Annotated in this window: 19 protein-coding genes; 12 read left to right on the top strand and 7 right to left on the bottom strand. The window is 70.3% G+C overall.

Annotated elements, in window-relative coordinates:
- The first annotated feature begins 5 nt into the window (after positions 1-5).
- The 5 genes from VIG79_RS03195 to VIG79_RS03175 are packed head-to-tail and all read left to right on the top strand — an operon-like array spanning position 6 to position 4,713.
- Positions 6-986, top strand: a complete 981-nt coding sequence (locus VIG79_RS03195; RefSeq protein ID WP_331882057.1) for a sugar ABC transporter permease — start codon at positions 6-8, stop codon at positions 984-986.
- Complete coding sequence (locus VIG79_RS03190; protein ID WP_414672571.1) at positions 986-1,900, top strand: carbohydrate ABC transporter permease; 915 nt, start codon at positions 986-988, stop codon at positions 1,898-1,900. The genes VIG79_RS03195 and VIG79_RS03190 overlap by 1 nt, the downstream gene beginning before the upstream one ends.
- Before the next feature lie 4 nt (positions 1,901-1,904).
- A complete protein-coding gene (locus VIG79_RS03185; RefSeq protein ID WP_331882055.1) occupies positions 1,905-2,732 on the top strand; it encodes a sugar phosphate isomerase/epimerase family protein in 828 nt (275 codons plus the stop codon).
- Positions 2,729-3,835 (top strand): Gfo/Idh/MocA family oxidoreductase, encoded by a 1,107-nt coding sequence (locus VIG79_RS03180; protein WP_331882053.1) that lies wholly within the window; start codon positions 2,729-2,731, stop codon positions 3,833-3,835. The genes VIG79_RS03185 and VIG79_RS03180 overlap by 4 nt, the downstream gene beginning before the upstream one ends.
- Positions 3,832-4,713 (top strand): sugar phosphate isomerase/epimerase, encoded by an 882-nt coding sequence (locus VIG79_RS03175; RefSeq protein ID WP_331882050.1) that lies wholly within the window; start codon positions 3,832-3,834, stop codon positions 4,711-4,713. The genes VIG79_RS03180 and VIG79_RS03175 overlap by 4 nt, the downstream gene beginning before the upstream one ends.
- 18 nt (positions 4,714-4,731) lie before the next feature.
- Here VIG79_RS03175 and VIG79_RS03170 read toward each other — a convergent pair whose 3' ends face one another.
- The 4 genes from VIG79_RS03170 to VIG79_RS03155 all read right to left on the bottom strand — a co-directional run bounded on the left by VIG79_RS03170 (position 4,732) and on the right by VIG79_RS03155 (position 7,771).
- Complete coding sequence (locus VIG79_RS03170) at positions 4,732-5,202, bottom strand: VOC family protein (RefSeq protein ID WP_331882047.1); 471 nt, start codon at positions 5,200-5,202, stop codon at positions 4,732-4,734.
- A gap of 82 nt (positions 5,203-5,284) precedes the next feature.
- Complete coding sequence (locus tag VIG79_RS03165) at positions 5,285-6,115, bottom strand: alpha/beta hydrolase (protein WP_331882045.1); 831 nt, start codon at positions 6,113-6,115, stop codon at positions 5,285-5,287.
- Between the two features lie 29 nt (positions 6,116-6,144).
- The gene (locus tag VIG79_RS03160; RefSeq protein WP_331882042.1) at positions 6,145-6,930 is read right to left on the bottom strand and encodes an SDR family oxidoreductase; all 786 of its coding nucleotides are present in this window, start codon (positions 6,928-6,930) and stop codon (positions 6,145-6,147) included.
- Positions 6,931-6,934: 4 nt separating this feature from the next.
- Positions 6,935-7,771: an alpha/beta hydrolase gene (locus tag VIG79_RS03155; RefSeq protein WP_331882040.1), complete on the bottom strand. Its 837-nt coding sequence runs from the start codon at positions 7,769-7,771 to the stop codon at positions 6,935-6,937.
- Between the two features lie 189 nt (positions 7,772-7,960).
- Here VIG79_RS03155 and VIG79_RS03150 point away from each other — a divergent pair, with 189 nt between their 5' ends.
- On the top strand, positions 7,961-9,004 hold the full coding sequence (locus VIG79_RS03150; RefSeq protein WP_331882038.1) for a LysR family transcriptional regulator: 1,044 nt from the start codon (positions 7,961-7,963) through the stop codon (positions 9,002-9,004).
- A 9-nt stretch (positions 9,005-9,013) separates the two neighbouring features.
- Complete coding sequence (locus tag VIG79_RS03145) at positions 9,014-9,919, top strand: NAD(P)-dependent oxidoreductase (RefSeq protein WP_331882035.1); 906 nt, start codon at positions 9,014-9,016, stop codon at positions 9,917-9,919.
- Positions 9,920-10,029: 110 nt separating this feature from the next.
- Here VIG79_RS03145 and VIG79_RS03140 read toward each other — a convergent pair whose 3' ends face one another.
- Both VIG79_RS03140 and VIG79_RS03135 read right to left on the bottom strand, forming a co-directional pair.
- The gene (locus VIG79_RS03140; protein ID WP_331882033.1) at positions 10,030-10,221 is read right to left on the bottom strand and encodes a hypothetical protein; all 192 of its coding nucleotides are present in this window, start codon (positions 10,219-10,221) and stop codon (positions 10,030-10,032) included.
- A gap of 7 nt (positions 10,222-10,228) precedes the next feature.
- Entirely contained in the window at positions 10,229-10,687 is a 459-nt protein-coding gene (locus VIG79_RS03135; RefSeq protein ID WP_331882030.1) for a nucleotidyltransferase domain-containing protein, read from the bottom strand.
- 123 nt (positions 10,688-10,810) lie between these two features.
- Between VIG79_RS03135 and VIG79_RS03130 the strand changes: the two genes are divergently transcribed.
- The 4 genes from VIG79_RS03130 (at position 10,811) to VIG79_RS03115 (ending at position 14,115) form a co-directional block, all read left to right on the top strand.
- Positions 10,811-11,812, top strand: coding sequence for a Gfo/Idh/MocA family oxidoreductase (locus tag VIG79_RS03130; RefSeq protein ID WP_331882027.1), 1,002 nt, complete (start codon positions 10,811-10,813; stop codon positions 11,810-11,812).
- Between the two features lie 41 nt (positions 11,813-11,853).
- On the top strand, positions 11,854-12,885 hold the full coding sequence (locus VIG79_RS03125) for a zinc-dependent alcohol dehydrogenase family protein (RefSeq protein WP_331882024.1): 1,032 nt from the start codon (positions 11,854-11,856) through the stop codon (positions 12,883-12,885).
- A gap of 142 nt (positions 12,886-13,027) precedes the next feature.
- The gene (locus tag VIG79_RS03120) at positions 13,028-13,621 is read left to right on the top strand and encodes a hypothetical protein (protein ID WP_331882022.1); all 594 of its coding nucleotides are present in this window, start codon (positions 13,028-13,030) and stop codon (positions 13,619-13,621) included.
- Between the two features lie 62 nt (positions 13,622-13,683).
- Positions 13,684-14,115, top strand: coding sequence for a DUF6992 family protein (locus VIG79_RS03115; protein ID WP_331882020.1), 432 nt, complete (start codon positions 13,684-13,686; stop codon positions 14,113-14,115).
- Between the two features lie 23 nt (positions 14,116-14,138).
- On the opposite strand, the gene VIG79_RS03110 is transcribed toward VIG79_RS03115, so the two are convergent.
- The gene (locus tag VIG79_RS03110; protein ID WP_331882018.1) at positions 14,139-15,404 is read right to left on the bottom strand and encodes a helix-turn-helix transcriptional regulator; all 1,266 of its coding nucleotides are present in this window, start codon (positions 15,402-15,404) and stop codon (positions 14,139-14,141) included.
- A gap of 131 nt (positions 15,405-15,535) precedes the next feature.
- Between VIG79_RS03110 and VIG79_RS03105 the strand changes: the two genes are divergently transcribed.
- Positions 15,536-15,805, top strand: a complete 270-nt coding sequence (locus VIG79_RS03105) for a hypothetical protein (RefSeq protein ID WP_331882016.1) — start codon at positions 15,536-15,538, stop codon at positions 15,803-15,805.
- Positions 15,806-16,287 lie beyond the last annotated feature (482 nt).

Raw genomic sequence — 16,287 nt, 5'->3', positions numbered from 1 at the left:
GCGCCATGAGCAGCGCCAAGGCCCCTGAGGCCGGGCAGGGGGTGGCGGTTCCGGCCGCCGCCCCCGGCCCGGCCGGGCAGCGGCCGGCCCCCAAGAAGGTCAAGCCGCTGTCCCAGCGACAGCGCCCGCTGTGGATGCTGATCCCAGGCGGGCTGCTGATGACGCTCATCATCGTCATCCCGTTCCTGATCGGCGTCTGGATCTCGCTGACCGACCTCGACCAGTACACCCTCCGCCGCTGGCTGAGCGCCCCGTTCGTCGGCCTGGCGAACTACGTCGAGTCTTTCAGCGCCGGGCTGCCCGCCGCGATCTGGATCAGCATCTCGTTCGCACTGATCAGCACCATCGTGACCGTCCCCATCGGGGTGGCCGCCGCGATCGTCACGCAGAACAAGTACCGCGGTCGCGCCCTGATCCGTGCGATCTTCCTCATCCCCTACGTGCTGCCGTCCTTCGTGGTGGCGACGGTCTGGCGGACCATGCTGCAGCCCGACGGCATCGTCAACAGCCTGCTGAACAAGGTCGGTATCGGCGACCAGCTCTGGCTGAGCGGCCCGACCGCCTACTGGACGCTGATCCTCGTCGAGATCTGGGCGGCCTGGCCGTTCATCTACCTGCTCGCCCTGTCGGGACTGCAGTCCGTAGACGGTGAGGTGCACGAGGCGTCGGCGCTGGACGGGGCGCCATGGTGGCCGAAGCTGCGCTACATCGTGCTGCCGTACTTGAAGGGCCCCCTGGCGCTGGCCTTCCTGCTGGCCACCCTCAACCACATCAACAACTTCACGCTGCCGTTCGTCCTCTTCGGGGCACCCGCCCCCGAGTCCGTCAACGTGATGCCGATGATCGTCTACGCCACGAGCTTCACGAGCCTGCGGTTCGGCCTGTCCGCCGCGATGGCCATCGTCTCGTTGATCATCATCGCCATCCCCCTGTTCATCTACCTGCGGGCGGTCCGGCTCGATGTCCACGAAGAAGGAGCCAAGTGATGGCCACCGCGACTGCCACCGCCCCACCGGCGCCGCGCAAGGGCAAGGGCCGAGCCGGTTCCGAGGAGGCCCACCGGCTGATGCCGACGCCGCTGTTGGCCACCCTCACCACGCTGCTGTGCCTGATGGTCCTCATCCCGGTGGCCTACATCGTGCTGGCCTCGCTCAACTCCGATGCCGGGGTTGCGTCCGGGGAGTTCTGGCCGAGCAGCTTCTCCGGGGAGTCCTACACGCTGATCTGGTCCACGGTCGGCCTCAGCAAAGCCCTGGTCAACAGCCTCATCGTCGCCGGCTCGGTCGCCATCGCCTCCGCCCTGCTCGCGGTGCCGACGGCCTACGTCCTGGTCCGCTATGCGTTCCGGGGCCGGGTGACCATCCTGCGGGGCCTGCTCGGGTTCCAGAGCATCCCCGGCACCCTGATGCTGCTGCCCGTCTTCGTGCTCTTCTCGTCGATTGGCAGCACCCTCGGGATCGCCATCATCGGCACCCTGTGGGGGCTGTTCATCGCGTACCTGACCTTCGCCCTCCCGTTCTCGACGTGGGTCATGGTCACCTACCTGCGCGGGCTGCCCAGGGAGCTGGAGGAGGCGGCGCGCATCGACGGCGCCTCCAACATCCAGATCCTTGCCCGGATCATCTTCCCGCTCAGCGGGCCGGCGATCGTCGTCTCCGGGATCTTCGCCTTCCTCCTCGGCTGGAACGACGTCCTGTTCGCCTCGGTGATGACCCGGCCGGACACGCATACGGCCGCCATCGCCCTCCAGGTGTTCGGCGCCAGCATGGAGGGCGGGGCCATCCCCGTGTACTCGCAGATGATGGCCGCTTCCCTGGTCTGTGCGGCACCGGTCGTCATCCTCTACTTCGTCTTCCAGCGCTACCTGGTCGGCGGACTGACCGCAGGGAGCGTGAAGTAACACGATGTGGACTCTGTCCGGATTCGTCGACGAGATCTCCGAGGACTTCGAGACCCAGTGCTCGGTGGCGGCGGGTCTCGGCCTGAAGTACGTCGAGATCCGCAGCGCCTGGGGCGTCAACATCCTCGACCTCGACGACACCCAGCTCGCGACGGTGCAGGAGACCCTGGACCGGCACGGTCTCAAGGTCTCCAGCATCGGCTCGCCGATCGGGAAGATCTTCGTCGACGAGGACTTCGAGCCGCATCTCGAGCGCGCTCGACATGCGGCCGATGTGGCGAAAACCCTTGGTGCGCCCTATATCCGGCTGTTCTCGTTCTTCATCCGCCCCGGGGACGACCCCAAGGACCATCGCGACGAGGTGCTCCGCCGTATGCGTGCCCTCGCCGACGTCGGCGAGTCCGCCGGAGTGGTCCTCGTGCACGAGAACGAGAAGGAGATCTACGGCGACACCCCGGAGCGCTGCCTCGACATCATCGAGTCGGTCGGGTCGCCGAGCCTGCGCGCGGCGTGGGACCCGGCGAACTTCGTCCAGGTCGGGGTCCGCCCCTTCACCGAGGGGTACGCGTCGCTGCGTCCGCACCTCGAGTACATGCAGATCAAGGACGCCCACGCGGCCGACGGGACTGTCACGGTCGCCGGCGACGGCGACGGCCAGCTGGTCGAGACCATCCGGGCCTTGCGCGAGGACGGCTTCGACGGGTTCTTCTCCCTCGAGCCGCACCTGGGCGACGTCCACGCGCTCGGTGGCTTCTCCGGCCCCGAGCTCTTCACCCGCGCGCACGCCGCCTTCACGGGGCTGCTGCAGAACGAAGGAATCGAGTACGCATGACCAACGCGGTAACCGAGACACCAGACCGTCCCAAGTTCGTCATCGTCGGCGCCGGGGTGATCGGCAAGCAGCACGGCAAGGTGATGACCGAGCTCGGCGACCGGGTCGAACTGGTCGCCGTCGCCGACGTCGACCTGTCACGCGCCGAGGCCCTGGCCGCTGAGCGGGGAGGCCGCCCCTACGCCTCCCTGGCCGACGCCCTGGCGTCCGAGGACATCGACGTGGTCACCGTCTGCACGCCCACCGGCCTCCACGGCGTAGTCGCCAAGGAGGCGCTCGCCGCCGGCAAGCACGTCATCATCGAGAAGCCGGCCGAGGTGACCGTCGAGAAGACCGACGAGATCATCGCGGCGCAGCGCGAGGCCGGCACGCTGGTCTCGGTCATCTCGCAGCACCGCTTCGACCCGGCCACGGACATCGCCGTCGCCGCGATCGAGGCGGGCGAGCTCGGCCGGCTCACCTCGGGGATCGCGTCCATCGACTGGTGGCGTGGACAGACCTACTACGACTCCGGCGACTGGCGCGGAACCTGGGAGCTCGACGGCGGCGGCGCCATGATGAACCAGGGCGTCCACACCGTCGACCTCCTCATCGCCGCGATGGGCCGGCCGGTCGAGGTGTTCGCCTACACCGGCACGCTCGCCCATGAGCGCGTCGAGACCGAGGACGTCGCGGTGGCCGTCGTGAAGTTCGAGAGCGGCGCGCTCGGCGTCATCCACGCCACGACCGCCGCATACCCGGGACTCAGCGCCCGGGTCCAGATCCACGGCGACAAGGGCTCCGTGGTCATCGACAACGACGAGCTCGCCTACATCCACCGAGCGGCCTACGCCGCCGACCAGCGGGACGTGTCCTACGGCGCCAACTCGGAGACCGACAACCAGAAGGACAGCCTCGACCTTCCCGAGAAGGCCACGGCCGGGGCCGGTCGCGACCCGGGCCAGCTGTCCGACGCGCACCGCGCCCAGTACCTCAACATCCTCGCCGCGCTCCAGGGGCGCGAGAAGCTGCGGGTCGACCTCGAGACCAACCGCCAGGCCATCTCGGTCATCACCGGCGCCTACGAGTCGGCACGCACCGGACAGCCGGTGAAGCTCACGTGAGCGGCCCTCGTATCGCGGCCAACCCGATCCCCTACTGGGCCAAGGCCGGCAAGTCACGCGAGGTGTTCGAGCAGGCCTTCCGCGACTTCTCCGACATCGGCTATACCGCAGTCAAGGCGGACATCCCCGAGGGCATGTCGGCGGCGGAGTACCTCGAGTGGATCGGCGGGTACGGCCTGGCGCCGGCGCTCAGCCTCTACAGCTCGGCGTTCGACGAGACGGTCGACGCAACCCAGGAGCTGGAGTCGGTCAAGCGCTTCGCCGACGACCAGGCGTCCCTCGGCATGGACCGGACGATGGTGTCCTCGATGGCCGTGCCGGCCCGGCTGGCGCGTCCGGCGGTGGGTGCCGACTTCGACGAGGGCCGCCTGTCCCGAGCCATCGAGCGCGTTGGGCAGGCCTGTGCGGCCTTGCAGTCCGCCGGCATCCGCCCGCTGCACCACTCCCACATCGGCGGGGTCTTCGAGACCGAGTCCGAGATCGTCCGGCTGCTCGACGACCTCGGACCGGACGTCATCGGCGTCGGTCCGGACACCGGTCACCTGCGGTGGGCCGGGATCGACCCGGCGACGTTCATCGCGCGGTACGCCGGCCGGATCGGGGGCATCCACATCAAGGACTGCTTCCCCGACTTCCTCGACGGCCGCCTGGATCCCGCGGACGGGCGGAGCTACCACGAGCTGACCGGGACCAAGCGGCTCTGGGCCGAGCCCGGGCTGGGCGTCGTCGACTTCGACGCCGTTCTCGCCGCGCTCCCGGTCGGCTACGACGGCGACCTGATGATCGAGATCGACGAGCCGAGCGTGGACTCGAAGTACGAGTCACACCGGATGGCGTTCGAGTGGGCCCAGCACGGCCTGGCGCCGGTCACGGGCTGACGAGGCCCGTCGAGGTCGCTAACCCTGCTGCAGGATGCGAACGGGGTTGCCGAAGGGGTCCCGAACGCCCATGTCCACGCCGTAGAAGTGCTCCGTCGGCTCCTGGGTGAAGTCGGTGACGCCGCGCTCTCGAAGTGCGTCGTAAAGGGCGCGGACGTCGTCCGTGAGGAGGACCAGGCCGTTGAGCGCCCCCTTGGTGACCAGCTCGCGGAGCTGCTGAGCGGTTGCCTCGTCGTGGAGCGGGGGGCCGGGCACCTCGAGCGAGACTTCGGTCGGGTGGTCGCCGCCGGGCACCCGCACGGTCAACCAGCGGTAGTCGCCCTGCGGCACGTCGTTGCCCTTCTCGAGCCCTAGCTTGTCGACGTAGAACTCGAGCGCCTGCTCCTTGTCCAGGACGTGGATGGACACCGTGTTCAGCCTGCGGATCATCGTGTACTCCCGCGTTGTTCCGACCAGTTCCGGCCGATCCTCCTCGACGGCGCGGCTCACCCCCGACGCTAGCCACGACGACAGGGGTATGCCGCGTTTCACCGGCTGACGTCCCTCGATCGTCGCTCACCGCCGGTGCCCGTCACCTACTCGTCGCGGCCTTCTCGACGAGCTTGACGAACCGCGACGAGTAGTGGGTGAAGCCGCCGGAGTGGCTGGCGTCGTCGAAGGTGACGACGGTCGACCCGGCCCGGGTGGCCATGGCGCGCTGGAGGGCCGGGTCGATGACGCGGTCCGCGCCGGAGACGGCATACCAGGACGGCAGGTCGCGCCACGCGGGTGGCCCGGACGGCGTGAAGAGGATGCTGAGGCTGGTGGGCGTCTGAGCGGCGGCCATCGACCCCGCGAGCTTCGGGTTGAGGTCCTGCGCGAAGTCCTCCCGGTAGTTCGCCGGGGTGATCGTGGCGACACCGTTCTGGTCGACGACGAGGTGGCCGGGTGCCAGGAAGGATGCGGGGGCATACCCGGTGCCGAGGCCGACGATCGTGTCGCCATCATCGGGCAGGAACGCCGCGGTGAACACGAGTCCGACGACGTCGGCGCGACCGGTGGCGGCGTTCGAGACGACGAGCCCGCCGTACGAGTGGCCGACGACGATCTTGGGGCCGGGGGTCGCGTCCAGGGCGGCCCTCACCGTGGCCACGTCGGCGGAGAGACCCGAAAGCGTGAGGGCAGGGGCGACAGTGGTGTAGCCGTCCTTCCGCAGACCGGCGGCGACCTCGTTCCACGCCGACGACCCGGAGAAGGCGCCGTGGACGAGGACGATGGTGGGCCGCGGCGTGCTGGCCTGCGCAGGCGCGGCGATGGTGAACACGACGGACACCAACGCGGCGACGGCGGCGGTGGCGAGGATGAGGAGCCGGCGCGGACTCTGGAGGTTGAGGGACGGGGCGCGAGCAGGGTTGTGGGGCACGGCTTCTCCTTGGAGGACTGTTCGGGCGGTTACGTGGTGGTGGTGAGCCCGCCGTCGATGGTGACGTCGGTCCCGGTGACGTTCCCGGCGGCGTCACTGGCCAGGAAGGCCACCAACCGGCCGATCTCGCCCGGTTGGGTGAACCGCCCACTGACGCTGGCGGCCGCCGCCCCGGCGGCGACCGTTGAGGGGTCGGCGCCGTTCTCCGCGGCGAGGGTGTCGGCGACCCCGCCAGGTCCCAGCCAGAGGTCCGTGGCGACGGGGCCGGGACTGACCGTGTTGACCCTGATGCCCTGGCCACCCAGCTCCTTGGACAGCGCCTTGCAGAAGTTCGTGAGAGCGGCCTTGGCGGCGCCGTAGTCGATCACCAGCGGGTCGGGCAGGAACGCGTTGACCGAGCTGACCGTGACGATCGAGCCGTGGCCGGCCGCAAGCATCATCGGCAGGGCCGCCCGAGTGGTGCGGACGGCCGCCATGACGTTGAGCATGAACGCGGCCTCCCACTCGTCGTCGGTCACGGTGAGGAAGCCGCCGGGCCGTGGGGTGACGGCGCCGACGTTGTTGACCAGGATGTCGAGCCGTCCCCGGCCCGCGGCCGCGTCGATGAGGTGGGCGGGCCCGTCGGCGGTGGACAAGTCGGCGGCGACGAAGTCGACGTGTCCGGTTCGCGCCAACCGCATGAGCTCGGGCGAGGCGCGGCGGGCACCGGCGACGACCGCCACCCCCTCGTCGACGAGGGCCTCGGTGACGGCCAGCCCGATGCCCTTGCTCGCCCCGGTGACGATCGCGACCTGCCCGGTCAGGCCGAGCTCCACGACCTCAGAGCCCCTTGTCGCTCAGCCAGGCGAGTACCGCGTCGGCGACGTCGCGCCACCCCGCGTCGATGGTCAGAGAGTGGCCGCGCCCCTCGAACTGCTTGAGCTCGGTGACCGCCGTCGAGCTCCGGTACTGCTTCAGGGTCGAGCGGGTCACGACGTCGGGCACCGTGTGGTCCTCCAAGCCGGAGATGAGCAGCAACGGCCCGCGGGTGCTGTTGTCGGTGTCGACCTTGGCTTCGGAGTGCATCGAGAAGTTCGCGGCCGCTGCCTGGAACAGCGGCCGAGCCGGGGACGGGATCGTCCACCGCTCGTACAGCTCGTCGGACAATTCCGGGGTCAACGCGTTTCCGAAGCCGAAGCGAAACTCCTTGGCGGTCAGCGAGACCGCCTTGTGCCGGTTGGCTGGGTTACCGAGGGCCGGGAAACCCGCTCGCAGCTGCGCGAGCGGCAGGGGCAGCACGCCCTTGATCTGGGCAGGGTCGATGGCCACGGCGGCTGCGCCGCGACCCTCGCCGAGGAGCTTCTCGGCGATGAGCCCGCCGAAGGAGTGGCCCACGATGACCGGCGGCTGCTCGAGGCCGTCGATGATGGACGCGAAGTGGCCCGTGGCGTCGTCGATCCCCACGTCGGCGACGGCCTCCGGGTCGGCCCGGGCGGCCTCGACGGTAGGCGGTTCGCCCGGCCAGCCAGGAGCCACGGGCTGGTAGCCGGCCTCGCGGAACACCGTGACCCACGGGTCCCAGCTGGTCGCGTGCAGCCACAGGCCGTGGATGAAGACGACCGGGCGCGGTGATGCACTCGGTGATGCACTCGGTGATGCACTGGGTGATGCACTCATGGGTACTGCCTCTCCTGTTGCTGCGCTGGGGCTTGTTGAGCCAGGGTCCACCCCGCAGTCGTCGTGGGTCCAAGACCGATTCGGTGCCGATCGATAACCCGCCAGTCTGGGGGTGAGCCTGCTGGCGCTAGCGTGTCGGCAGAGGGAGACCGTCGAACCCGCCCGGACGGCGCCTTGTCGGAGGCGACTGTGGAGTTGGACCTGCGCCTGGTGCGCTCCTTCGTTGCGGTCGCCACGGAGCTGCACTTCGGACGGGCCGCGGCCCGGTTGTACGTCAGCCAGCCGGCGGTGTCCAAACAGGTTCGCAAGCTCGAGGACCAGCTCGGTGAGCCGCTCTTCGAGCGCGACAGCCGACACGTCACCCTCACGGCCCGCGGTCGTCAGTTCTACGACGACGCCCAACGTCTGCTGGCCATCGCGAACGCGATGCAGCACCCGGCCCGGACCGACGGCGTCCGGATCGCGCACATCCACGAGCTGTCGACCAGCCGTGCGGTGGCCGACGCCTTCGCGCAGGCCCACCCGGACGTGCCGCTGCTCGAGCACGCGATGGACAGCGTCACCCAGCTGAACGCCCTCCTGGAGCGCCGCATCGACGTGGCGATCCTGCGAGTCACCCCCCGGATGCGCGTGGCCCATCCGGCCGGCTGGCGGCACCGACTGTTGCGTCTGGAACCGATGGTGCTGGTCGGGCCACGGGGCGACCCGCCGATGACCACGGTGTCGTTCCACGAGCGCCCCCTCGACGTCCTCGCCGACCCTCCCCAGTCCGGCGCGTACAACGCCCACGGCCAGTACCTCACCGCCCTCGAGCACGACCTCGGCCTCACGATGAGCTGGCTCGGCACCCCAGGGGCGTTCAGTCACTGCCTCGCTCTCGTCAACCGGGTGCCGTCCCGCAACCGCCACCTGGAGTTCCTCAGCTACGCCGAGATGTACGTCGAGGCTGGTCTGCCGATGCACTGGCCCGAGGAGGTCCAGCCCTACTACCCCTGGGCCCTGGCCTGGCGGGACGACGACGAGTCGGTCACCACGCGGAACCTGCTCGAGGTCGCCGCCGGGCTCGCCCGGGAGCGCGGCTGGCTCGATGTGCACCGCGCCGACCTTCCGCTGGCGCCGCCCTGGCTACCGCCCGACGAGCCGGTTCGGGCCGACCCGCTGTGGCGGGCGGCCGAGAGTGGCCGTGCCACGACCCGGGGTCCGGCAGGGGTAGAGACAACGGTCTCGGGGTAGGGACGGTAGATGCGCATCTTCTTCACCGGCGGTAGTGGCAAGGCCGGCCGGCACGTCGCCCCGTACCTCGTCGAGCAGGGCCACCAGGTCACCAACGCCGACCTCGTACCGCTGGGACACCCGTCGATCGCCGACCTTCGCATCGACCTGACCGATGCCGGTGAGACCTACTCGGCGCTCGCTGGGCCGGCGACGTTCGCGGAGCTGGACCTGCCGGAACAGCCGACGTATGACGCCGTCGTCCACTTCGCCGCCGTCCCGCGGATCCTGCTCACGTCCGACGCGGCCACGTATGCGACGAACGTCGTCAGTACCTACAACGTGCTCGAGGCCGCGACCCGGTTGGGAGTGCGCAAGATCGTGTTCGCCTCCTCGGAGACGACCTACGGGATCTGTTTCGCCCAGGGCGAGCGGCGCCCGCTCTACGTGCCGGTCGACGAGGAGCACCCGACGGTGCCCGAGGACGCCTACGCGATGTCGAAGGTCGCCGGTGAGGTCACGGCGCGATCCTTCCACGCCCGCACGGGAGCGGACATCTACGGCCTGCGCATCAACAACGTCATCGAGCCGCACGAGTATGCGGAGAAGTTTCCGCCCTTCCTCACCGACCCGGCTCGGAGACGGCGAAACCTGTTCGCCTACATCGACGCCCGTGACCTGGGGCAGATGGTGCAGCGCTGCCTGGAGACCGACGGTCTGGGCTACCAGGTCTTCAACGTCGCCAACGCCGACATGTCCGTGGCGGTGACGACGCAGCAGATCCTGGACCGGTTCTACGACGGCGTGGACCTGCGCCGCGAGATGAGCCGCGACGAGACCTTCTACGCCATCGACAAGGCTCGGGACCTTCTGGGGTACGCCCCCCGCCACTCCTGGCGGGATGTTGTGCCCGACCCCGGATCTGGTCCCGCCTGAGCGACCGCCGTCACGACGTCGGCACGACCTCGTCGCGGCGGCGACGCACTCTGGGCGGCATGCTGGTGCAGCCGTTGACCACCGAGCACGACGAATGCCGCATGCCGGGGTCAGCGCGCGGGACGCCGGGATCGCTTGGCCAGCGCGCCCAGCCGCGTGCTGTCGGCATCGATGCCCATGAGGGGTCGGCTCTGCGCGATGGTCACATCGTCACAGCCGGCGTCGTGCACGGCACGGAAGATCCGGTCTGCGGCGGCGCAGGACGCGATGAACATCAGGTAACCGAGCCCTGAGAGGTCCACGGGCTGGTCACCCTCCGGGGCGACATCCTGGTCCAGCCGAGACCCCACGGGCCGTGGTCACAACCGGGCCGAGCAGCGCGCGAGTCACGTCGCCGAACGGGATGGTCGACCACACCGCCGGACCGTCGGCGAACGGGACCAGCACCCGGCCCTGGTCGTCGCTCTCGACGAAGGTCAGCTCGAGGAGCACGTCGTCCCGGCGGTACCCCGCTCCGATCGCCTCGTCGTCGACCGGGGCCGGCTGCCAGCCGTCGGCGAGCAGGACCTCGTCGATGAGGGGACCGTCGCGAAGCCGCACCGCCAGGTCGACGTCACCATGCTCGCGCGTCATGCACCCCACCCAGAGGTCGACCGCCCATCCACCGAAGAGCCAGTGGTCGACACCACGCTCCCGGAACAGCCGCGCAACGCTCGCGATCGCGTCGAGCTGCTCTCCCGCCAGCGAGCTCGCGCCGGCCTGGCTCATGGTGGGCGAGAGTAGCGCGGCGCAGGGCGCCCCCGCGTCGGTGTAGCAACGGCGATGTCCCGCAACGCATACCGCGTTGCGCTGGCCGATGCTCGGGAAGCCGGCGCGACTACCCTGGCGACCGTGAAGCGGGTGCGGTGGGGAATCATCGGCGTCGGCGATGTGACGGAGCGCAAGAGCGGGCCGGGCTTCCAGCAGGCCGAGCGCTCCGAGCTCGTGGCGGTGATGCGCCGGAACGGTGACCTCGCCGCGGACTACGCCCGGCGACACGGCGTTCCGCGTTGGTTCAGCGACGCGGACGAGCTGATCGACGACCCCGAGGTCGACGCTGTGTACGTGGCCACTCCGCCCGACTCCCATCGGGACTACGTCCTGCGCGCCGCGCGGGCCGGCAAGCCGGTCTATGTCGAGAAGCCGATGGCGCGTACGGCGGCTGAGTGCGAGGAGATGATCTCCGCCTGCGAGGCCTGCGGGGTGGGGCTGTTCGTGGCCTACTACCGTCGCGCGATGCCGCGCTTCGCCACGGTCAAGGAGCTCCTGACCAGTGGCCGGATCGGCGAGCTTCGTGCGGTCGCGATCCGCAACGAGCGGCCGGCGCCGGCCGATGGGACGGCGTCGGAGGGGTGGCGGGTGGATCCTACGGTCTCCGGCGGAGGCCACTTCGTCGACCTGGCCTCCCACACCCTCGACCTGCTCGACTGGCTCCTGGGACCGGTCACCCACGCGTCCGGCGTCGCGACCAACAGGGGCGGCCGCTACCCCGCCGAGGACCTCGTCACCGCGGCTCTCACGTTCCGCTCCGGCGTGGAGGGGGTCGGACTCTGGAACTACGACTCGTACCAGAACACGGATGACATCGAGATCGTCGGCACCCAAGGATCGCTGCGGTTCTCCTGCTTCGCGGGTGAACCCCTGCGACTGGTGACGGCTGAGGGGACGGAAGAGATCGAGGCGCCCTACCCGGAGGTCGTCCAGCTGCCGCTCATCCAAGCCGTGGTCGACGCCCTGACCGGGGTCGGGGCGTCGCCCAGCGACGGACGCAGCGCCGTGCGAACGGCCCGGGTCGTCGACACGCTGCTCTCGGGGTACCGGGACAGCCACGGGATCACCTACTCGAGCCGCTAGGCCCACCGGACCGGAGCCGGGCACTGCTGGTAGAAGAGACTGTGCGCGCGGTTGCCTTCGACTCCATCGGCGGGCCGGTGCGTGTCGTCGACGTCCCGCGCCCGGACTGCGCTCCGGGCGGCGTGGTCATCGACGTGCGGGCGACCGGGGTATGCCGCTCCGACTGGCACGCCTGGCGAGGACACGATCCCGTGACGCTGCCGCATGTGCCCGGCCACGAGTTCGCCGGTGTGATCGCCGACATCGGCTCTCAGGTCTCACGGTTCGCCGTCGGAGACCGGGTCACGGTGCCGTTCGTCGTGGGCTGTGGGCTCTGCGAATGGTGCCGGTCAGGGCACGCCCAGGTGTGTCCGGACCAGACCCAACCGGGCTTCACCCAGGCCGGTTCGTTCGCCGAGCAAGTGGCGATCGGCGCCGCGGACTTCAACCTGGTTCGGCTCCCCGACGAGCTGGACTACGTCACCGCGGCCATGCTCGGCTGCCGGTTCGCCACCGCGTTCCACGCGCTCACCGCGCAGGCACAGGTTCAGCCGGGCGAGTGGGTCGCGGTCTACGGCTGCGGCGGGGTGGGCCTCTCGGCGGTGATGGTCGCCACCGCGCTCGGGGCGCGGGTGGTCGCGGTGGACCCTGCGTCGGCCGCGTTGGCTCGAGCCTCGGACCTCGGCGCGGAGGCGGTGGTCGCCGACCCGGACCCGGTGCCGGCGGTCCGCTCGATCACGACGGGCGGCGCGCACGCCACGATCGACGCGTTCGGGTCCGGGGTCACGGCGAGCGCGGCGGTGCGGAGCCTGCGCCGCCGGGGCCGGCACGTCCAGGTGGGTCTGATGTTCGGCGACGACCGGCATACGCCACTGCCCTGGGAGCTCGTACTCGCCCACGAGCTCCGGATCCTCGGGGCTCACGGGATGGCCGCGCTGGACTACCCGCCGATGCTCGACCTGATCGCGAGCGGCCGACTTCAGCCGAGACGCCTGCTGGGATCGGTGATCACGCTGGACCAGGTCGGCGCTGCACTGATGGCCATGGACGAGCCCATTCCAGCGCAAGGGGGCTTCTCCGTCGCCACCGTGTGACGGCGTGGACGACGCCGACGACTGCCGCCCTCTGTGCCGACCGGGGACTTGGCGTATCGTCGATGAACGACGGCTTCGGCTCGGCACAACCCGTGCGCTCGCCGATTCCGTACCAGGACAAGCACCTTGGGTGGGCTGAGCCATGATCATCCTCATCGTCGCGACGCTCGTCTTCATGGCCGTCAGACTGGTCGTCACGTTCCTCGCCGCCCTGGTGGCCATCCGGATGTCGTTGGACGACGGCCGAGGGGTTGCCGTCACACACCAACGGCCTGAGGGCGTTCCCCTGATCGGCCCGTGGGACCCGGTCCGGGGGCCACAGGACGCCCCCCGCCCACAGGACGCCAGGACCGACCCGACGGTTCCGCGGCCCCAGGACGCGTCCGGCTCGCCTCAACGGGGGTCGTCGGCCCCGCAAGGTGCGCCGACCCTCCGATGGCTGCCGTTGCTCATCGCGGCTCGCGCGGGGGCCGGTTCCGGTATGCCGGTCGGTACCCCGTGTGCCGAGCAGGCGATGGCCGGCCGTACGACCGTCCTAGATGTGGTGCCACGCCCGACCACCGGCCCGGCCTACCTCGGTGGCCGGGACGACGCCGCCTACCTCCGCGGCTGGGACGACGGAGTCGACTGGATCCGGGAGGGCAACCCGGAGCGGGAGCCCAGCTGGAGCAGCGCGGCCTACATGACCGGCTGGAACGACTCGGTGAAGGCCATCACCAAGGCTCGATGCGGTTGACCGCCTGCGGAGCAGGTGTGCCCGTCGCGCCCTGAGTCCGCGACGGGTGCTCTGATCGTGCCGTGGACATCTGGGAGCGCGAACGGGCGTTGGCGCGCACGACGGTGGCGTGGGGAGTGGTCAGCGTCCTGGCCGGCCTCGGCCTCGCGGCGACGACTCGGTACCCTTGGCGTCGCTCGTTCGCGCTGCAGACGGCCGGATGGGGCGCCGTCGACCTCGGGATCGCGACGCTGGGCTCACGGCTGCAGGATCGGCGGATGCGCCGACTGCCCGACGCGTACGAGCCGTCAGCTCAGGAAGCGGAACGCGTCACGCTGCGGCGGGTGCTGCTCGTCAATGCGGCCGCGGATGCCGGCTACGTCGCGCTGGGGGTCGCGCTGGCCCGTGACCCTCGTCCCCGTCTCGCCGGTGCCGGTGTCGCCATCGTGATGCAGGGCGCCTTCCTGCTCGTGCACGACAGCCTCCACGCTGCCGGCGCTCGCCCGGCCACCTGATGCCCTGCGCCTGGACATCACAGCTAGATGAGGATCTCGACCTGCTGCCGGGCGAGCGTGAGGATGTCGTCGGCGACCTGGATCAACGAGGCCTGTTGGCCTGCAGGGGCGGCGAGGAGCTCGGTCATGTTGATGCTGTCGACGCATACCTGGCAGGCGGCGACCTCGACGAACGCTTGGTACTGGCGCTGTTGCTCACGTCCGAGGTCGGACCAGCGGATCGCCGGGGTGGTGAGCTGGGCATGCCACCGGCGCAGCGCGTGGCCGGCGTGCGTCGCGATGTAGCCCATGAGCTCGGTCGCGCGGCCAAGGATGTCCATGACCGCGTCGAAGCCGAGCTGGGTGGCGGCGAGGTTGGCCTCGGCCTGGTCCAGCTCGATGCGCAGCTGGTCGTTCTGTCGGCGGCTGCGACGGGCCAGCCAGGCGAGGGTGCCGGCGGCGAACAGTGGTGATGCGGCCGAGGCCACGAACCCGGTCAGCAGCATCGTCCCGGCGGCGATGCCGGTCCGGCCGGAGTGGGTGGTGCCCCCGCCCAGGAGGGCCCGGGTGGCTCGCGCGGTCGCGCCGGCCTGCTGGACTGGATGTGCTGCTGACGGGGCGGGAGTGAGCATGGCCGCCGCGACCACGGCGCTGTAGGCGGCCTCGGGGTCCGTCTCGCTCTCAGCCGCCGCGGCGCCGGCCCCCGAGGCGAGCGTGGCGGCGATGCCGTGGGCCGCCACCTGACGCCTCAGCGCGACCTCCGTAGTGGGGCTGAGACCCCTTTCGTCGGGGACTGCGCGGGTGGCCGGGGTCTGCGGTACCGGCAGGCCGGTGATCGTGCTGGATCGGGCGACCAGCTCCAATAGGAAGTCGTCGCGCGCGCTGTCGTGGGCGGCGTTGAACGCAAGGCCCTTCGTGACCGCCTGGGTGTTGCGCCGGTCGAAGTCACCCTGAATGCGTCTCATCCGGTCCTTGGTGGACTCGCCGTCGCGGCGCGTCACCGGGGTTTCCGGCGGTGCCGCAGCCGCCCGGCCCGCCCGCGGCTGGGGCTCGCCCCGTCGGCCCGGCTCACCCGACCGCTGCGCGCCGCGAGTCTCCAGCTCCCGCACGGTCAGTCCCAGCGTACGCGCAATGCCCTCGAGGCGCTTGGGGCCGGGGCGGGTCATGCCGTTCTCGATCCGGGACATCGACACTCCGGCACCCGTCCGGTAGCCGGCCTTTCTCCCGAGCTCTTCCTGGCTGAGCCTGGGCGCCCGGGCTTCACGAAGTTCGCGGATCACCTGACCCAGGGCCTCCCGCGAGTACTCCATAGCGTCGGAATCTAGCAGGTTTCGACCCTAAGATATGACTTAGCATTTACATATTGACTAAGTCACTAAGAACGACGTATGGTCTCTCACGTCGGGGGTGACCGGCACCCCTACAGACGGTGGGAGCACCGATGGCTCGGATCAACATCAACGAGTTCAGCGCACAGGCCGGAGGCCTGGCGTCCCGCGCGAACCAGGTTCGCACCGACCCGGCCGTGGTCAAGGCGGCCCAGGACGCCTGGGTCGACCTCAAGGATGCCAGGAGCTCCTGCGCCGTCCTGGCCAGGGAGGCCAACGCCGCGTGGCAGCGCACCCGCGCTTCGGGGCCGAATGCCACCGCTTACCAGGCATACTCGGCCCCGGACCCCATCCAGGACCGGCCCACGGTCGTCGCCCCCTAAGCGGCGGACGCCACCCGGACGGCGCCGGCCCTGCCGACGCCGTCCCGCTGTGACCACCTCGGCTGAGGACCCCCATCGCGTCGAGCGGCGATGGGGGTCCGACGTTTCGCGGTCAGCGCGGTTCGCCCCGTGGCGTGGAGCAGCACGCGTGCGGGATCCCCGTTCGGCGCCGGGAAGAGCCGCTCGATGACGGCTCGGGCGTAGGCGGTCCGGAGGGACCCGTTCGAGGCCGAGTCCGCCGGCGCTGTCGTGCCCTAGAACAAGGGTCTCAGTGCGCCCATCGCGGCGAGGCCATCGTGTTCCGAGGTTCCTCGGGGATGCCCGGGTGGAGTGCCCGGTCCAGCTCGTCGGTGGCGGCACTGACCAGGCCACCCATGGAGGGCACCTCCGCACCCTGGTTCCGGACCGACGGCACAGCCGGCGCGATGTCTCGCTCTTCCCAACCGGACGCGTCCGCACTAGGGTCGTTAGATTCTTACGCG

The organism is Lapillicoccus sp., from assembly GCF_036559105.1.
Classification (GTDB): domain Bacteria; phylum Actinomycetota; class Actinomycetes; order Actinomycetales; family Dermatophilaceae; genus Lapillicoccus.
Note: the sequence above shows the minus strand (reverse complement) of the source record. Positions and strands in the feature narration are given on the sequence as shown.